This is a genomic window from Microbacterium sp. 20-116 (assembly GCF_041079415.1).
GTDB lineage: Bacteria > Actinomycetota > Actinomycetes > Actinomycetales > Microbacteriaceae > Microbacterium.
On record NZ_JBFYGP010000012.1, the window covers coordinates 1 to 17609 of the forward strand.

A 17609-nucleotide genomic window follows, 5' to 3' on the forward strand; every position below is an offset into this window, starting at 1 on the left:
CGGACGTCGTTCTCGACACGCCGTTCCCGGATGCCGTGACTCGGCGTGTCGTCGACGACCTCCGCCGGACGGCCCGTCCCGCCGCGGCCCGCGCCGGTTCTGCAGCTGCCGCCGGGCCGCCGCCCCGGGCCGTCGTGCGGACGTCGTTCTCGACACGCCGTTTCCGGATGCCGTGACTCGGCGTGTCGTCGACGACCTCCGCCGGACGGCCCGTTCCGCCGCGGCCCGCGCCGGTTCTGCAGCTGCCGCCGGGACGCCGCCCCCGGGCCGTCGTGCGGACTTGATGTTCGACATGCCGTTTTCGGATGCCGTGACTCGGGGTGTCTTCGGCGGCCTCCGCCGGACGGCCCGTCCCGCCGACGCCCGCGCCGGTTCTACAGCCGCCGCCGGGCCGCCGCCTTCGGGCCGCCGCCCCGGGCCGCCGTGCGGATCTCCCGCTCGACATGCCGTTTCCAGACGCCGTGATTCGACGTGTCGCCGACGACCTCCGCCGGACGGCCCGTCCCGCCGCGGGTCAGGCCGCGACGGTCGCGGGAGCCGCGATCAGCTCGAGCGTCTGCGCGCGGCCCTCGGACGTCTCGCCCTCGTACGCGCCCGCCACGGGCGACACCATGATCTCGTCGACCCCGTGCTGTGCGGCGAAGGCGCTGAGCTGCGAGCGCACGTCGTCGCCCGTGCCGACGAACCACTTCTGCCGGGTAGAGGCCATGATCGACTCGGTCATCGCGTCGAACGGGTCGGCCTTGGCGGCCTCGATTGTCTCGAGCGGCGTGAGGGGGCGGTTGGTGCGCAGGCGTGCCATCATGCGCAGCTGCGGGATCGCGCGCTCCTCGGCCTCCTCCGAGGTGGGAGCGGCGACGACGTTCGCGGTGACGAAGGTGCGGGGGCCCTCACCCGACTCGTTCGGCACGAACTGGTCGCGGTAGAGCCGCAGAGCGTGTTCGAGGCCCTCGCCCGCGAAGTGGTTGGCGAAGACGTACGGCAGACCGAAGCTCGCCGCGAGCTGCGCGGAGTAGTCGCTCGATCCGAGCAGCCAGACCTGGGGCATTCCGGATGCCGCGGGCGTGGCCTTCACCTGATACTCGGTGCCCGAGGTGAAACGAACGGTGGCGCCCTCGGGGGAGGTGAGCGCCATGATGTCGGTGACGTGGTCGGGGAAGCGCGAGACGTCGCTCGTGGTACCCGAGCGGTTCAGCAGCTGAGTGATGACGGGGTCGCTGCCGGGGGCGCGGCCGATGCCGAGATCGATGCGGCCCGGGGCCAGGGCCTCGAGGGCGGCGAACTGCTCCGCGACGATGAGGGGCGAGTGGTTGGGCAGCATCACGCCGCCCGAGCCGACGCGGATGCGCGAGGTGCGCGCGGCTGCCGCGGCGATCAGCACCGGGGGAGTGGTGGATGCCACGGAGGGCATGTTGTGGTGCTCGGCGAACCAGTAGCGGCGATAGCCGAGACGGTCGGCGCGTTCGACGAGGTCGAGCGCCGCACTCACCGCTTGGGCACTGGTCTGCCCGTGCCGCACGGGTACGAGGTCGAGAACGGAGAGGGAGGGGATCGCGTCGTTCACCTTCACGGCAACGCGGCGACGGCATCCGATATTCCTCCGTGCCAGTGCGGAGCCCCGCAGAGGCGCCATGTCGTGAAGGCCGGGGGAACGGCATCCATCCTCAGCCTTCTCTCAGAAAAAAGGCGTGACGAATGCGCGGCCCGCCGCGTCTCATCTATGACATCGCGGGACACACGGTCCCGGAACGACGGAAGGAAGCGAACATGGCCGAGAACACCACCACCGCCACGACCACCCCCGCCCACAAGGACGGCGGCTCGACCGTCATCGTCGACGCCGTCGTCGCCAAGGTCGCCGGCATCGCCGCGGCCCAGGTTCCCGGCGTCCACGCCCTCGGCGGCGGTGCCGCTCGCGTCATCGGCAACATCCGCCAGGCGGTCGGCGCCAAAGACCACGCCCAGGGCGTGAGCGTCGAGGTCGGCGAGACCGAGGTCGCCGCCGACATCTCGATCCAGGTCGACTACCCCGAGCAGCTGCAGCGTGTGGCATCGGACGTGCGCGCGGCCGTCCACCAGGCCATCACCGAGCTCGTGGGTATGAAGGTCGCCGAGATCAACGTGACCGTGGTCGACGTCTTCATCCCGGGCGACGACGACGAAGACCAGGCCGACGAGCAGCGCGTCAACTGACAGTCGTTCCGAGAGGGGCGTCGCCGAGAGGCGGCGCCCCTCTCGCGTACCCGGATGCCGGTTCCCCGGCACTCCATGAAAACTGCTTCCGCCTCTGCCTCGGCTAGGTGAGCGGGGGTTCACCTGGCACGGATCGATTCGACCTCGGACGGCGCACGGGCACTCATCGGTGGCGAGCCGCGCGGAACGGCGCCCGGCCGGACGAGACCCCGGGTGTCAGCTCCCGTGCCGCACCTGGGCGTACGCGTCGAGCGCGCGTTTGCGCGTTTCGCCGAGGTCGACCATCGGCTCCGGCGGGTTCTCGTCCAGGTATTCGGGTGCCCACTCGCGCACGTACTGATCGTGCGCGTCGAACTTCTTGCGCTGCGTCTCGGGGTTGAACACGCGGAAGTACGGGGCGGCATCCGCTCCGCTTCCCGCGACCCACTGCCAGTTGAAGGGGTTGCTCGCGGCATCCGCATCGACCAGGCAGTCCCAGAACCACTGCTCGCCGTGTCGCCAGTCGATCAGCAGGTTCTTGATGAGGAAGGATGCCGTGACCATGCGCACGCGATTGTGCATGACGCCGGTGTGCCAGAGCTGGCGCATCCCGGCATCGACCACGGCCACCCCCGTCTTGCCCTGCTGCCAGGTCTCGAGGTGGGAGCGGTTCAGCTTCGGCCAGGGGAAGGCGTCGAAGTTGCGACGCCAGTTCACCGTCGCGATGTCGGGCGAGTGGAACGTGACGTGCCAGGCGAACTCTCGCCAGACCAGCTCGGACAGGAAGCCGCCCGCGCTTTTCGCATGCTCACCCGATCCCTTGTGTTCGAGGGTCTCGTGCCACACCTGGTACGGGCTGAGCTCGCCCCAGCGCAGGCGCGGGGACAGGTTCGAGGTGGCGCCGCCCGCGAACTCGTCGCGATACTTCGAGTAGTCGCCGAGGTCGTCGTCGAGGAACTCCTTGAGACGCGCCTTCGCCGCCGGTTCCCCGGGCTCCCAGGTCTCGCGCAGACCTCCGGCCCAGTCGGGCTTCGACGGCAGCAGGCCCCATGACGACAGCTCGTCGGAGTCGACGGATGCCGACACCCCGGGCACCTTGCGTGCCTCGGGCATCGGCGGACGCGGGGCCGCGAGCTTCTGTACCGCCCGGGCGAACGGGCTGTAGACGCCGTAGGGCTTGTCCGACTGCGTACGCACCGTCCACGGTTCGTACAGCAGGTTGGCGGCGAACGAGGCGACGGTGACCCCGCCGTCGCGGAGCTTCTCCTTGAGGCCCGCGTCGATCTCGCGCTCGACCCCGCCATAGCGCCGGTTCCAGAACACCGCGCCGGCTCCGACCTCTTCGACCACGGCCGGGAGGACCTCGGATGCCTTGCCCCGGCGAAGCACGAGGGTGCTCCCGCGTTCCGCGAGGCGCTCGCCGAGCGACGTCAGCGACCCGTGCAACCACCATCGCGCCGCCCCGCCGATCGCGCGAACGCCATCGGACTCCTCGTCCAGCACGTAGAGCGCGATGATCGGTTCGTCGCGATCGAGGGCGGCTCGTAGTGCCGGATTGTCGGTCAGGCGCAGGTCGTCACGGAACCAGACGATCGATGGTGAGGCCATTCCCCGACGCTATCGATCACGGCATCCGGCTCTTCGGGCTTGACACCCGCCGTGCGGTCGCGCCGCCCCGACGCGCGGCTGGACCAACGAGATCACGTGACCTCGCGCCCCGACGCGCGGCTGAACCGGCGAGATCACGCGACGTCGCCGACGCCACGCGCCGTGGCACGTGCGCTCGGCCAGATCACGTGATCTGGCGCGAACCCCGCCCCGTCAGAGCGTCGAGGTGTCGTGGCCCTTCGGCAGCGCGACCACGAGCCCGCCCGCGATGATGCGGGTGTAGATGCGCGTCGCCTCACCGAACTCGTCGCCGTCCAGCTCGATGGGTTGCGCGGGACTCGTGGCCAGCTCGATGCCGGTGCCACGGAGGTAGCGCACCGAGGTGTCCTTGCGACGCTCGAGCACGCGGCGGCCGGCGCGGAATTTGCGCAGCACCGAGTTGTCCCACACGATGCTGCGCCACACGCCCAGCCAGCCCAGCACACCGCTCGGCTGGAGGACGGCCACGTCGAGTCGGCCGTCTGCGACGGAGGCATCGGGGATGAGCGCCACGCCGCCCTGCAGGGCCCCGCAGTTCGCGAAGAGCACGCTCTGCACTTTCGCCGAGTGCAAGCGGTGTCCGTCCAGCTGGTACATGACGCGGAAGGGCTTCGCCGAGACGAGCGAGCGCGCCGCTCCGTCGACATAGGCGACCCAGCCGACCTGCTTCTTCAGATCGTCACGCGTGTTCTGGATCATCGCGGCGTCCAGGCCGATTCCGGCCATGACCGAGAAGCCATGCTCTTCGACCTCGCCGTCGACGCGTCGGATGCGGGCGATGCCGGTGTCGATGGAGAGGATGTCGCCCTCGAACGTCGCGCGGATCATCGCGTCGGTGTCGGTCAGCGGGAGGTTGAGATTACGGGCGAGCAGGTTTCCCGTGCCGCTCGGGATGATCGTGAGCGGGACGCCCGTCGAGGTCAGAGCCTCGGCCACCGCGCGCACCGTGCCGTCGCCGCCGGCCACGAGCACGGCGTCCACCTTCTCGTCGAGAGCAGCACGGGTCGCGTCGTCGCCGAGGTCGTCGACCGTCGTCTCGTAGAACAGGGGTTCGGCCCAGTCGGCGGCGACCGCGAGCTCGGCGACGCGCGCGCGCAGCGTCTCGGGCTCGACCTTGGTGGGGTTGTAGACGAGGGCGGCGCGCTTCTTCTGGGTCGGCTCGGCATCCATGGGTGCCTCGTCGCCCTCGGCGTCGACGCGCTGGGTCTTGCCCGGCGTCTCTTCCGAGGTGTCGGGGGCGACGTCCTCGGGCTGGCGGATGACGTCGTCCGGCTCGGCCGCGTCCTTCGGGTGGGGGCCGTCTTTGCGTGGACGGTCGCCGACGTCGTCGCCCAGGCGCGCGGCGTGGAAGTGATCGTCGGAGCCCTCGGCCGCGGCGGCATCCGCCTTTACCTCGGCGGGGGCATCGGCGGAGACTGTTTCGGGAGCGTCCGCGTCGTCACGCGGCTCGTCAGGGGCGGCCATGGCATCCACCATAGGTGCGTGCTCGGTCCCGCCACCCCTGGCCGGGCGGGCTTGACGGAGGGATGCCGAAGACCCATGTGCCGCGGAGATGAGCCTGTCGTCACGCGCTGCAGCACCCGCAGCGCGTGGTCGGGACGACGCAGGATCCGCCCCGGCGGCGACCATAGGATGGACGCGTGATCGACCTGACTCTGCTGCGTGAAGATCCCGAGCTCGTGAAGCGCTCCCAGATCGCCCGCGGGGAGTCGCCGGATTCGGTGGACGAGGCCCTCGCCGCCGACCGCGACCGCCGCGCCGCCATCACCGCCTTCGAAGAGCTGCGTGCGGCGCAGAACGCGCACGGCAAGCGCGTCGCGCAGGCACCGAAAGACGAGAAGGCCGCGCTCGTGGCAGAGGCGAAAGAGCTCAGCGAGCGCGTCAAGACCGCTCAGCACGCCGTCGCCGAGGCCGAGGCCGCCGCCGACGACGCCCTCGGCAAGATCGAGAACATCGTTCTCGAGGGAGTGCCCTCCGGAGGCGAAGAGAACTTCGTCACACTCCGCACCCACGGCGAGATCCCCGCCTTCGACTTCGAGCCGCTCGACCACCTCGCCCTCGGCGAGAAGCTCGGCGCGATCGACATGGAGCGCGGCACGAAGGTCTCGGGCAGCCGCTTCTACTTCCTCACGGGGATCGGCGCGCGTCTCGAGCTCGCGCTCATGACCCTCGCTCTCGACCGGGCGTTGCAGGCCGGTTTCACCCCGATGATCCCTCCGACGCTCGTGCGTCCCGAGGTCATGCGCGGCACCGGGTTCCTCGGCCAGCACGCCGACGAGGTCTACCACCTCGACAAAGAGGACCTCTACCTCGTGGGAACGAGCGAGGTTCCCCTCGCCGGGTACCACATGGACGAGATCCTCGATCTGGAGCGCGGCGCCAAACGCTACGCCGGGTGGTCCACCTGCTACCGCAGCGAGGCGGGCTCGTACGGCAAGGACACCCGCGGCATCATCCGCGTGCATCAGTTCAACAAGCTCGAGATGTTCGTCTACACCGACCCGGCCGACGCCGAGGCCGAGCACGAGCGCCTCGTCGCCCTGCAAGAGGCGATGCTGCAGGACCTCGGTCTCGCCTACCGGCTGATCGACGTCGCCGCCGGCGACCTCGGCTCGAGCGCCGCGCGCAAGTTCGACATCGAGGCGTGGGTGCCCACGCAGGGCGCCTACCGCGAGCTCACCAGCACCTCGAACTGCACGACTTATCAGGCCCGTCGCCTCGACACGCGTTTCCGCCCGGACGGCGGCAAGACGCAGCCGGTCGCCACCCTGAACGGCACCCTGGCCACGACCCGCTGGATCGTGGCCCTGCTCGAGACGCATCAGCGCGCCGACGGGTCGGTGACGGTGCCCGAGGTGCTGCGACCGTACCTCGGCGGTCTCGAGGTCATGGAGCCGATCGCGTGACCGACGAGGCCGCCCTGCCCGATACCGGTGTCGTCGAGAGCGCGCCGAAGCAGGAGGCGGCCGACCTGGTCGCCGATCTGGCCGACGAGGCGCCCGCGGGGCGCATGCTGATCGCCCTCGACATCGACGGCACGGTCCTGCTCGAAGACGACACCCTGAGCCCCGGGGTCGTCGAGGCGGCGGCCGGAGCTCAGGCTGCCGGCCACGAGGTCATGCTCGCCACCGGTCGCAGCTGGGACAGCACCCGCCCCATCATGGACCGCCTCGGCATCCGTCCCGAGTATGCGGTCTGCTCGAACGGTGCGATCGTGATGCGCCGGGTCGGAGACGCCGACGCCGCCGTGTACGAGCGTGCTCACGTCGAGACGTTCGACCCCACAGAGGTGCTGACACTTCTCGGCGAGCACCTGCCCGATGCGCACTTCCTCGTCGAGCTGCCCGACGGCTCGCGACTGTTCACCGACTACCTCGACGACTGGAACCTGCAGGGCGCGAACAAGGTGTCGTTCGCCGAGCTCTCGCTGCAGCCGGTCTGCCGGGTGGTCGTGGTGGCGCCCGAGCAGACCGACCAGGATTTTCTCGAGCTCGTCGAGCGCATCGGCCTCAGCCAGGTGTCGTACGCGATCGGGTGGACCGCATGGCTCGACATCGCCCCGCAGGGCGTGGACAAGTCGACCGCCCTCGAACTCGTGCGCGGCTGGCTCGGCATCGCACCCGAAAGCGTGCTGGTGATGGGCGACGGCCGCAACGACATCGAGATGATGCAGTGGGCGATCCGCAACGGCGGCCGCGCGGTCGCGATGCACCAGGGTCCGCCCGAGGTGCACGCCGCAGCCGGCGAGGTGGGCCTCTCGGTCACCGAGGGCGGCGTCGCCGCGATCCTGCGCGCTCTCTGATCGGGCAGCGCCCGGCGGTGCGCCGACCGGCCCCCCGCGGGGTCAGACCCGCGCGGAGCCGCTCGCGACGTGCGCGGCGCGGTCGGCGAGGTACGCGGTGCGGTCCACGACGGTCGCGGGGCGGCTCGCCGCCCGGTGGTCGACGACGCGAGCCGCCTCCCACGCGACAAGACCGATCGGGGGCAGCAGCAGCAGCGCGGTCGCCCAGGCGGCTCTGAGGCCGACGGACGCCTGCGGGTCACGGATGACGACGATCGCGGCAAGGATGGATGCCGCGTAGACCAGCGCGAAGACGGCGAGAACGATCTGCGCGGACAGTGTGGTGACGACCATGATGACCTCCTCAACTCGAACGGCCCGGCGGGTCGTGGGGTGATGTTCCCGGTCTACGCCGGTCGTAGGGAGGGTTCAATCTCTGCGCGCGCGTGCGCAGCAAGTCCATAACTGCGGCGTAAGCGACACTCAGGCGCCGCGCGAGCCCCACGCCTCTCGCGCGGCGGCACGGAGGGTGCGCGCGTCGGAGCGGTCCAACGCCCTCCGACTGCGAGCGAAGGCCGCGCGGGCGGCATCCCGGAAGACCTCGGCCCGGTCCGGAGCGGATGCCGCGAGCGAGGCGAGGCACTTCTGCAGGCGCACCTGTACCTCGACGTCGGCCGCTCCATCGCGCGCCAGAGGGCGGAAGGCGTCGTCGACCAGGTCCGTGAGGTGCGGCGCGGGGACGAACACCCGCTCGAACGCGACGGACGGATCGATCTCGACGGCGAACGCTCGGGAGAACACTCGCTGCAGGGCGGCGATCACCTCGATCGCCGTTCCGGGATCATTGGTCGCGGCCGAAAGCGCGCGGCTGCCGATCTCGGTGAGGGCGATGACCCCGAACCGCGGGTCCTGTTCGTACGTCCGGTGGTGCTCGATGCGGAACGCCCGGCGCACCGCCGCCTCGACGGCGTCGTCGACTCGGCCGGCGACGAGGGCGACGGGCACGCGGGCGTCGGCGATGCGTCCGGGTGTGGCGTGCACGTGCACCTCGAGATCGTGCTGGCGGGCGACGCGGTCGAGTCCTGCGACGTCGACATGAGTGACGTAGCCCACCTCAGTGGCATGCACGGCGACGGCTCCCGAGGGCGGCGCGATCGAGGTGCGAGCCCCCAGCGTCGGCCGTTCCGCGTGCCACTCGAGGGAGGCCGTGGCGGCTTTCTCCACGCGATCGATGACGTCGGCCATCCGCCCGAAGGTCGACAGGTGCGAGATCCATCTCAGCAGGGTGAAGACGACGATCCCGATGACGACCAGTGTGCTGACGAAGAGGATCGCCCGCCCTTGCGGGTGGTAGTAGCCCGTCGACAGGGCGACGATCCCGACGAGCGAGAAGGTGAAGGCGCCGACGAAGGTCGACACGGCGTTCTGCGACGTCGTGTCGGCGATCAGCAGGGGCGTCGAGCGGGGGGTCGCCGTCGTCGTCGCCGAAGAGAACGCCGTGACCATCGCCGTCACCGAGAAGGTGCTCACCGTGAGCATCGCCGTGGCGATGATCTGCAGCAGCGAGCCCACGGCATCCTGGCCCAGCTCCAGACCGAACTGGAACGGCAGGAGCGGTCCGAGAAGACCCGCGGCCAGGGCCACGACGACGCCGATGACCGTGAAGAGCGCCGCGCGCACCCACACCTGCCTTCCGAGTCGGAGGAAGAAGGATGCCAGCGGGCCGCGGGTCGTCATCGCCATGACGACGACGCTATCCGGCGCGTCCTCCCGAACGCGGGGGCTGGACGAGACCCGTCACGCACCTGAGAACGCCGTTTGATGCGCCTATGGATATGCGATGGAAATGTGCGGCAACTTGTCCGACATGCCGCCCTGCCAGAGTCGGGGCACCCCTCACGATCTCCGGATGCCGAGAGGCCCGCGCGGCCCGCGATCGTGCTCGTTCCATCACCCGAGGAGCCTGCCCCCCATGTCTTCACACAGCCCCGTCCCACGCCCGAGAGCGTCACGCCGTCTCGGCGTCGTCCTCGTGGCGGCCCTGGCCCTCTTCGGGCCTCTGGCTGCCGCGCCCGCGGCTCACGCCGCGCCTCCCGCCGCGACGCTCTCGCTCGCGCTGAGCCCGACGAGCGTCACCGCGGGCGAGTCGTTCGTTGCCACCATCACGGGGGCGGCGGTGAGCGACCTGTACTCGTACGACCTGGAGCTCACCTACGACCCCGCGTTCGTCGAGCCCGGCGCCGACGCGCCCACCGGTCCCGCCGGCGGATTCACCTCGAGCGTCACCGGGCCCGGCACGCTCACCGTCTCGCACACGCGCCTCGGGTCGTCTCCGGGACTCTCGGGGGCGAGCGATGTGGTCCTGGCATCCGTCCCTCTCCGTTCTCTCGCGGCGGGGTCCGCCCTCGTCCAGCTGTCGTCGGTGCGTCTGGTGTCGTCGACCGGAGCGGTGGTGACGGCGACCGCCGTGGCATCCGGAACCGTCGTCATCGCGGCAGTGCCCGCTCCCGTGCCGCAGCCCTCGGTGTCGCAGCCGTCGTCTCCCTCGGCCTCCGCATCGGCCACGGCCACCCCGGCGCCCGCGGCCCAGGGCTCGGGTGACCTCGCGACGACGGGAATTGATGCGACCCCGTGGTTGATCTCCGGCGCCCTCGGTGTCGCCCTCGTCGCCGGGGGCGCGCTGATCGTGCTCCGCCGTCGTCAGGCGGTGCGCGAATGACCGCGTCCCGCTCGTCCGTCCCCTCTCGTGAAGGATCCGTCATGACCCCCCTGGCCCGCCGTGTTCTGGCCGTGTCCGTCTCGCTCGGCGTCGTCGTCGCCGGGGCCGTCGTCGCTCCGGCCGCTGCCCTCGCCGCTCCCGCTCCCGCTCCCGCTCCCGTCGAGGCTCCCTTCCAGGCGCCGTATTACACCGAGCTCGACGTCACCGGCGATGAGCAGGTGACCACGGCCGACCTCGAGGCCCTCGCCCCGCACCTGGGGGCGACCTCGGGCGGTGCCGGATGGACGGATGCCGCGCGCTTCGACCTCGACGACGACGGTGCCGTGACGGCATCCGACCTCGCTCTTCTCTCGGAGCGCATCATCTACGACGACGGCCCGTTCGAGATCGTCGAGGCCGACGCGGTGGCGATGCAGGCGGCGATGAACGCCGGTGTCATCACGTCGGTGTCGCTCACCCAGCAGTACCTCGACCGCATCGCGGCGTACGACAAGGTCGTTCGTCCCGCCGGTGTGCGCCCGCTCAACTCGATCATCACGACGAGCGAGGTCGCGCTGAAGGCTGCCGCGGCCGCCGACGCGATCCGGGCCGAGAAGGGCATGACCGGAATGCTCCTCGGCATCCCCGTCGCCCTGAAGGACAACTACAACACCGTCGACATGCCCACCACCGCCGGCTGCGGCTGCTGGAACGGCAACCAGACCTCGACCGACGCCACGATGGTGAAGGGTCTGCGCGCCGACGGAGCGGTCATCGTCGCCAAGGCCTCGATGGACGAGTTCGCCATCAACCTGTCGTCGCAGTGGTCGGCCTTCCAGCCCAACGGAACGGCGCTGACCGTCTCGAGCCCCTACGACACCACGCAGACCTCGGGCGGCTCGAGCGGAGGAACGGGAGCGGCCATCGCGGCCAACCTCGCCGGCATCGGCTTCGGCACCGACACGGGTGGGTCGATCCGCATCCCCTCGACGTACAACCAGCTCGTGGGCGTCCGTCCGACGGTGGGCCTCGCGAGCCGCGACGGCATCGTGCCCCTCGCGCTCTCGCAGGACACCGGCGGTCCGATCGCCCGTTCGGTCCAGGATGCCGCGATCGCCCTCGACGCGGTCGTCGGCGAAGACGCGGGTGACCCCGTCACCGCGCGTCAGGCCGGCAAGGTCCCCGAGACCTACACGTCGTACCTCGACAGCGGGTCGCTGAAGGACAAGAAGTTCGGGTACTTCCCCCGACTGGTGGGCACGAACACATCGACCGTTGCGGCGTTCGAGAAGGCGGTAGACGCGCTGGAAGCGAAGGGGGCGACGGTCGTCGAGCTGACCCCACCCACCGGGTTTGACGCCATCGTGGGCGAGGGCAGCGGCAGTGTTCCGGAGTTCAACCACGACCTGCAGAACTACATCAACGCGTACCTCAACCCCGCGGTGAGCGCGCGGAGCCTGCTCGCGATCTCGCAGTCGCCGAACATCGTTCCGACTCGCGCGAGCAATCCCTACGGTCAACGCGCAGCCGTGACGGAGTCGACCTACCAGGCCTGGGCTGGTCCGCAGGGGTCGCACACCCTGCAGCTCGCCAAGGGCAAGCAGATCATGACCGATTTCATGAACGAGCAGAAGCTGGATGCCATCATCTATCCCAGCGCGAACGCCTACACCGTCGTCTCGACCGCCAACATGCGCTTCAGCCCCAATACGGGCTTGCCGGCGGTGACGGTGCCGATGGGACAGGCCCTGACAAGTGGCGGAACGGCCGGTGGAGTGAACCTGGAGTTCCTCGGTCGCGACTTCTCCGAGGGACCGCTGCTCGGCTTCGCCTACGGCTTCGAGCAGGCGACCCACGCCCGGACGACGCCGGCTCTGTACGGCCCGCTCGGCTGAGCTGCGGCGGTGGCCCCGGGCGCGAAGTCGTCCGGGGCCACCGCTCGTCGCTGTGTGACGCCGCGTTCGCGGCTCGGTAGACTCGGTGCGTTCAGGAGGGTTGTCCGAGCGGCCGATGGACCTGGTCTTGAAAACCAGTGGGCAGCAATGTCCCGTGGGTTCGAATCCCACACCCTCCGCCACGACGAAGGCGGGCCCCAATCGGGCCCGCCTTCGTCGTCTTCGCCCGCCGCGATACCTGCCTGTTACGAACGCGCATGAAACGCCCGATCCTCACGGCATTCACAGATCGCGGTCCCTAGTATTACCCCGACCTCTCGCCGATTCGTCGAGGTCGACGTGCTGCCGGGCCGGTGGCATCCGTCTCGAAAGGACACGAGTGAGCAAGACCTCCACCCCGCGCGGTCAGCGAACCGTCGCGCGTCACGGGCGACTCACGTCGCCGGGCCCTCTGTCTCAGCTGTTCCGCGGTGTGGCGATCGCCCTCGCCGTCCTCTTGGTCTCGGGCGGCGCCGTCCTCGCTTACGCCGCGGTCGACCTCACCCAGAGCTTCACCGCCGACGCGGTCGAGCTGAAGGGCCAGCCGGCCGTCCCGCCCGACCTCGGTGAGCTCAAGGGCGGCGTGAACATGCTCCTCGTCGGCACCGACGAGTGCGAGCCGAGCTTCGCCCAGCTCTTCGGCGACCGTTGCACCGGCGCCGACTCCGAGGGCAGCCTCAATGACGTCAACATGCTCGTGCACATCTCTGACGCGCCTCGCCGCGTCACGGTCATCTCGTTCCCGCGCGACCTCATGGTGCCGATCCCCTCGTGCACCGACAAGGACGGCAACGAGACCTCCGCGATGAGCAAGCAGCAGATCAACTCCGCGTTCTCGTACGGCGGACTCTCGTGCGTCGTGCAGACCGTCTCTGAGCTGAGCGGCCTCGAGATCCCCTTCGCCGCGAAGGTGAGCTTCGGCGGCGTCATCAACATCACCGACGCGATCGGCGGCGTCGACGTCTGTATCGCCAACGGCATCAAGGATCGCTACACCGGCATCGACTGGCCCGCCGGCATGCGCACGGTACAAGGCCTCGACGCTCTGCAGTTCCTCCGTACCCGGCACGGTGTCGGCGACGGTGGCGACCTGGGCCGCATCTCGAACCAGCAGCAGTACATGTCGCGTCTGGCGAACAAGCTCAAGAGCCAGGACGTGCTGTCGAACCCCGCGACGCTCTACAAGCTCGCCTCGACCGCGCTGCGCAACGTCGACCCCTCGACCTCGCTGACGAACCCGCTGACGCTCGTGCAGATCGCCTCCGCGGTCAAGGACGTGCCGTTCAACGAGATCGTGTTCATCCAGTACCCGACGTACACCGACCCCTCCAACCCCAACCGCGTCGTGCCCGACCGCACCGACGCCGACACGCTGTGGGCGGCTCTCTCGGCGAATCAGCCCCTCGAGCTGTCGGGCAATCTCAGCGACGGCAACGGCGTGGTCGTGGACAAGAATGCGACGCCGGCTCCCACCCAGACGCCCACCCCGGTCGAGACCGCCAGCCCGTCGCCGACCGCGACCTCTCAGGCCTCGCCCGCGCCCACGTCGGACGCGATCCAGCTGCCGAGCGGCATCGCTGGACAGACCGCCGCGCAGTCCACCTGCTCGAACGGAAACGTCCGCGGCTGAGTCTCGCCGCCCGGCATCTCGAACGTGGTTCGAATGCCGGGCGGCATCCGGTTAGTATGGACCGGTGTGCTCGCGCCGTCAGGCGTCGATCACCTGGAGACGTCGCATAGTCAGGCCTAGTGCACCACCCTGCTAAGGTGGAGTCCCCGTAAGGGGACCGAGGGTTCAAATCCCTCCGTCTCCGCAGAAAAAGCCCCGGCGCGCCGGGGCTTTTCTCGTTCCTGTCGTCCGCCCTGTCTGCCAAAGGGCGCGTCGGTCGAATGCAGGTACGGGCTCAGCCGGGGCAGCGGCGACGAGTTCCATCGCGCTCGCGTGCACGACGGCCGAGGCCACCTCTCCCCGCTTTCCGCAATGGGCTCGGCGGACGACGGATGCCGTGGCATCCCACCTCGAGAAGCCTGACGGTCAGACCGCCCCGGGGCATCACCGTCGAGCGGAGCCGTTCAGGCGCCTCCGAACCTCTCCGTTCGCACGTGGGCGGGATCATGTCCGGCGTCGATGAGCCACCTCGCGACGGCCTCGACGAAGGGGGTCGGGCCGCAGACGTAGATGCGCGGCCGCTCGTGTGGGGAAAACGCGGCGCTGCGCAGGCTTTCGGGTGTCACTCGGCCGGGCGGTACCGACGACCCGGTCGGCGCGCGACGGGTGTGGACCATGTCCCGACGGAAGCGCTCGTCGGCGAGGGCGGTCAGCTCGTCCGCGAAGAACACGTCTCCGGGAGAACGCACCGAGTACAGCAGGCGGAACGGTGCGGGGTCGTTGCTCATCGCGTGCGAAGAAGCCATCGCGAAAAGGGGGACGACCCCCGAGCCGCCCGCGATCAGTTGCACGGGCGCGGGGTCGTCCGACGGTGTCCACACGAAGAACGCCCCCAGCGGACCGTGCACCTCGATCTGGTCTCCGGGGCGCAGATCGTGGACGAGGAACGGCGAGACCTCGCCGTCGGGTACCTCGTCAACGGCAAGGAGGAGCCGCGTGCCCGCACCCGACGAGGCGAGCGAGTACGACCGCGACGCCTGGTAGCCGTCGGGGGCGGTGAGGCGGACGTTGATGTGAGCGCCCGCGTCGTTACCGGGCCAGGTGGGCACGTCGAGCTCGATGCGGCGCGCCGTCGGCGTCTCGGGGCGCGAGTTGACGACGGTCGCGACGTGCCAGGCGGGGGAGCGGCGGGTCACCCGTACCGCTCTTCCCGCCACGGGTCGCCGTGCAGGTGATAGCCGTTCTGCTCCCAGAACCCGGGCTTGTCGGCGGGCATCGTGATGAGCCCCTGCACCCACTTCGCGCTCTTCCAGAAGTACAGGTGGGGCACGAGCAACCGTGCAGGCCCCCCGTGCTCGGGGGTGAGCGGTGCCCCGTCGGCTTCGAAGGCGATCCAGCTTTTGCCGCCCAGCAGGTCGTCGAGCGCGATGTTCGTCGTGTAGCCGCCGAAGGAGTGCACCATCGCGTAGCGGTGCGAGGTCTCGACCTCGGCGAAGAGGCGGTCGAGGGAGACGCCCCGCCAGGGCATGTCGAGCTTGGTCCAGTGCGTGACGCAGTGGACGTCGACGGTGATGTCCTCCATCCCGAGCGCCTCGAGCTCGGCGCGGGTCCAGCGGTGCACACCGTTCTCTGTACCGATCGCGAACTCCCACGTCTCGTCGGCGACGACGGGGGTCGGGCCGGCCGAGAGCACGGGCCAGTCGCCGACGAGCGTCTGCCCGGGCGGAAGCCGCGGATCGCGCTCCCGTCGCCGGCCCGAGAACCCTCGCGTGATGAACGACATACGACCCCCTGCTGCTCGTGTTGGCCTCACCCTAACCACGGGCGTGAGCGGAACACAGCGCCTGGACAGGAGGAGAATCGGCGAGCGGGGGACCTGACGCCGCGGAATGTCCTCCGCTCGCACGATCCCCCCGCGCGAAGCGACCCCGCGCGCCACCCCCGTCGAGGCGGCGCCCCCGCCCGATAGGGTCGTGCCTGCGGTGCGCGTGCGCCGTAGCCCTCGCACCCCCGGGAGAAGCGCATGTCGGTCGGTCTGCTCGCCGTTGTGGATGACATCCTCAGCGCCGCCATGCGCGCGAGCGCGAAGACGGCCGGCGTCGTGATCGACGACGCCGCCGTGACCCCGCAGTACGTGCAGGGGCTCACCCCCGCGCGTGAGCTGCCCGTGGTCTGGAAGATCGCGCTCGGCAGCATCATCAACAAGTACGTGATCATCATCCCGATCGCGCTGCTGCTCACCGCGTTCGCGCCGTGGGTGCTGCCGTATCTGCTCATCATCGGCGGTGGGTTCCTCTGCTTCGAGGGTGCCGAGAAGGTGCTCGAGTGGTTCGGCGTGAGCCACGGCGAGCACGGCGCCGACGAACCGCGCGACGAGAAGAAGCTCGTCCTCGGCGCCGTCCGCACCGACCTCATCCTCAGCACCGAGATCATGCTCATCGCCCTGTCGAGCCTCGATCCCGACTTCGGCATCTGGATGACGCTGGGGGCCCTGCTCGTCATCGGCCTGGCCATGACGGTGGTCGTCTACGGGGCGGTCGCGCTGCTGGTCAAGATCGACGACATCGGTCTGCGCTTCATGAAGAGCCCGTCACGCGGGGTCCGTCGCTTCGGCGCCCGGGTCGTGGCATCCATGCCCGCGGTCTTCCGCGTGATCAGCGTGATCGGCACCGTCGCGATGCTGTGGGTCGGTGGGCACCTCGTGCTGCAGAACCTCGCCGAGACGCTGTGGTCGGGGCCCTACGACGTGGTCCATCTCATCACGCACGCGATCGAGGCCGCCGGGCCCGTGATCGTATGGATCGTCGAGACCGCGATGTCGGCCGTCTTCGGCCTCATCCTCGGCCTCGTGATCGTCGGCGTGGTGACCGTCATCTCGCGACTGACGCGACGCGGGGCCGCCGCGCACTGACGACGCGACGGCGGACGCGTCGTCGACCCGGCGCGGCGGTAGCCGACGAAATACGAGCTCACGACGGGTCGCTCCCGCGTCGAGATCACCGGCTCCTCGCGACGCGACTCGAGAGCGCGGGTCATGTCACGCGTTCGTGGTCGACTCGCGGTCTCGCCGCGGCGGACGACCGCGTCAGTCGAGTCGCGAGTGCTCGCCGAGGCGGTGCCACGCGCGGTTGTGGTAGACCAGCGCCGCCCCCGGCTCGCCCGGCTCGAGGTCGCGCTCGACGTCGACCTGCAGGGCTTGAGCGGCGATGACCGTGGAGCCGCCGGCATCCATCCGGCTGACGATCTTGCATCGCAGCCAGGCGCGCACTCCGTGGTACACGGGTTCGCCGGTGGCCAGGCGCGACCAGGTGGAGGTGTCGGCGAAGCGGTCGAGGCCGCTGGTGGCTCCGGCGCGGGCGAGCGAGATGTCCTCGGCGTCGAGCAAGTGCACGACGATGGTGTCCGCGGCGATGATCGTCGGCGTTGCCGACGACAGGGCCGACACCGAGAAGATCAGCAGGGGCGGGTCAGCGCTCACCGACGACACCGACGAGGCGGTGAGGGCGACGGGGCCGTTCTCGCCGTAGGCGGTGATGACGGCGATGCCGCCGGGGTGACCGCGGAAGGCCCTCTTGAAGTCGTCCGCCGAGACCGAGGTGCCGATGGCGGGGGTGCCCTCGGGGGCGCCGTGCGGAAGCGAAGTCATGTCTACGACGGTAAGCGCTTCTGCCGGGGACCGGTCCCTCGGACGCAACACGGCGAAACGCTCTCAGCGATCACGCGGAGGGATCACGTCGCGGTGTGAGGCTTCACATTTATCAATCCGTG

15 protein-coding genes and 2 tRNA genes are annotated in these 17609 nt (G+C 70.0%); 9 read left to right on the plus strand and 8 right to left on the minus strand.

Going from position 1 to position 17609, the window contains the following annotated elements:
* Positions 1 to 514 precede the first annotated feature (514 nt).
* Positions 515 to 1564, minus strand: a complete 1050-nt coding sequence (locus AB6V29_RS15780) for an LLM class flavin-dependent oxidoreductase (RefSeq protein WP_307313388.1) — start codon at positions 1562 to 1564, stop codon at positions 515 to 517.
* A gap of 203 nt (positions 1565 to 1767) precedes the next feature.
* Here AB6V29_RS15780 and AB6V29_RS15785 point away from each other — a divergent pair, with 203 nt between their 5' ends.
* Positions 1768 to 2193 carry an Asp23/Gls24 family envelope stress response protein gene (locus AB6V29_RS15785; protein ID WP_307313387.1) on the plus strand — a complete coding sequence of 142 codons (426 nt, stop codon included), beginning with the start codon at positions 1768 to 1770 and terminating at the stop codon, positions 2191 to 2193.
* A gap of 216 nt (positions 2194 to 2409) precedes the next feature.
* On the opposite strand, the gene AB6V29_RS15790 is transcribed toward AB6V29_RS15785, so the two are convergent.
* Positions 2410 to 3780: a deoxyribodipyrimidine photo-lyase gene (locus AB6V29_RS15790; protein WP_369359817.1), complete on the minus strand. Its 1371-nt coding sequence runs from the start codon at positions 3778 to 3780 to the stop codon at positions 2410 to 2412.
* A 213-nt stretch (positions 3781 to 3993) separates the two neighbouring features.
* Complete coding sequence (locus AB6V29_RS15795; protein WP_369359819.1) at positions 3994 to 5283, minus strand: diacylglycerol kinase family protein; 1290 nt, start codon at positions 5281 to 5283, stop codon at positions 3994 to 3996.
* Between the two features lie 176 nt (positions 5284 to 5459).
* Here AB6V29_RS15795 and serS point away from each other — a divergent pair, with 176 nt between their 5' ends.
* The gene (gene serS / locus AB6V29_RS15800) at positions 5460 to 6725 is read left to right on the plus strand and encodes a serine--tRNA ligase (RefSeq protein ID WP_369359821.1); all 1266 of its coding nucleotides are present in this window, start codon (positions 5460 to 5462) and stop codon (positions 6723 to 6725) included.
* The gene (locus AB6V29_RS15805; RefSeq protein ID WP_307313379.1) at positions 6722 to 7621 is read left to right on the plus strand and encodes an HAD family hydrolase; all 900 of its coding nucleotides are present in this window, start codon (positions 6722 to 6724) and stop codon (positions 7619 to 7621) included. The genes serS and AB6V29_RS15805 overlap by 4 nt, the downstream gene beginning before the upstream one ends.
* Positions 7622 to 7663: 42 nt before the next feature.
* Here the strand turns inward: AB6V29_RS15805 and AB6V29_RS15810 are convergent, their stop codons facing one another.
* Together AB6V29_RS15810 and AB6V29_RS15815 are read right to left on the minus strand one after the other, a co-directional pair.
* Positions 7664 to 7954, minus strand: a complete 291-nt coding sequence (locus AB6V29_RS15810; protein ID WP_210076906.1) for a PLDc N-terminal domain-containing protein — start codon at positions 7952 to 7954, stop codon at positions 7664 to 7666.
* A gap of 129 nt (positions 7955 to 8083) precedes the next feature.
* Positions 8084 to 9343 carry a DUF2254 domain-containing protein gene (locus AB6V29_RS15815; RefSeq protein ID WP_369359824.1) on the minus strand — a complete coding sequence of 420 codons (1260 nt, stop codon included), beginning with the start codon at positions 9341 to 9343 and terminating at the stop codon, positions 8084 to 8086.
* 229 nt (positions 9344 to 9572) lie between these two features.
* On the opposite strand from AB6V29_RS15815, the gene AB6V29_RS15820 reads away from it, so the two are divergent.
* The 5 genes from AB6V29_RS15820 (at position 9573) to AB6V29_RS15840 (ending at position 14046) form a co-directional block, all read left to right on the plus strand.
* A complete protein-coding gene (locus tag AB6V29_RS15820) occupies positions 9573 to 10319 on the plus strand; it encodes a cohesin domain-containing protein (protein ID WP_369359826.1) in 747 nt (248 codons plus the stop codon).
* Positions 10320 to 10360: 41 nt separating this feature from the next.
* Positions 10361 to 12193 carry an amidase family protein gene (locus tag AB6V29_RS15825; protein ID WP_369359828.1) on the plus strand — a complete coding sequence of 611 codons (1833 nt, stop codon included), beginning with the start codon at positions 10361 to 10363 and terminating at the stop codon, positions 12191 to 12193.
* A gap of 94 nt (positions 12194 to 12287) precedes the next feature.
* Positions 12288 to 12375: transfer RNA gene (locus AB6V29_RS15830), tRNA-Ser, on the plus strand.
* Between the two features lie 197 nt (positions 12376 to 12572).
* Positions 12573 to 13862 carry an LCP family protein gene (locus AB6V29_RS15835; protein WP_369359830.1) on the plus strand — a complete coding sequence of 430 codons (1290 nt, stop codon included), beginning with the start codon at positions 12573 to 12575 and terminating at the stop codon, positions 13860 to 13862.
* Positions 13863 to 13957: 95 nt separating this feature from the next.
* Positions 13958 to 14046: transfer RNA gene (locus AB6V29_RS15840), tRNA-Ser, on the plus strand.
* Between the two features lie 259 nt (positions 14047 to 14305).
* Here the strand turns inward: AB6V29_RS15840 and AB6V29_RS15845 are convergent.
* Together AB6V29_RS15845 and AB6V29_RS15850 are read right to left on the minus strand one after the other, a co-directional pair.
* A complete protein-coding gene (locus AB6V29_RS15845) occupies positions 14306 to 15037 on the minus strand; it encodes an FAD-binding oxidoreductase (RefSeq protein ID WP_369359832.1) in 732 nt (243 codons plus the stop codon).
* The gene (locus tag AB6V29_RS15850) at positions 15034 to 15624 is read right to left on the minus strand and encodes a molybdopterin-dependent oxidoreductase (RefSeq protein WP_369359834.1); all 591 of its coding nucleotides are present in this window, start codon (positions 15622 to 15624) and stop codon (positions 15034 to 15036) included. Before AB6V29_RS15850 ends, AB6V29_RS15845 begins: the two co-directional genes overlap by 4 nt.
* A 240-nt stretch (positions 15625 to 15864) precedes the next feature.
* Here AB6V29_RS15850 and AB6V29_RS15855 point away from each other — a divergent pair, with 240 nt between their 5' ends.
* Complete coding sequence (locus tag AB6V29_RS15855; protein ID WP_369359836.1) at positions 15865 to 16752, plus strand: DUF808 domain-containing protein; 888 nt, start codon at positions 15865 to 15867, stop codon at positions 16750 to 16752.
* Positions 16753 to 16926: 174 nt separating this feature from the next.
* On the opposite strand, the gene AB6V29_RS15860 is transcribed toward AB6V29_RS15855, so the two are convergent.
* The gene (locus AB6V29_RS15860; RefSeq protein ID WP_369359838.1) at positions 16927 to 17487 is read right to left on the minus strand and encodes a flavin reductase family protein; all 561 of its coding nucleotides are present in this window, start codon (positions 17485 to 17487) and stop codon (positions 16927 to 16929) included.
* Positions 17488 to 17609 lie beyond the last annotated feature (122 nt).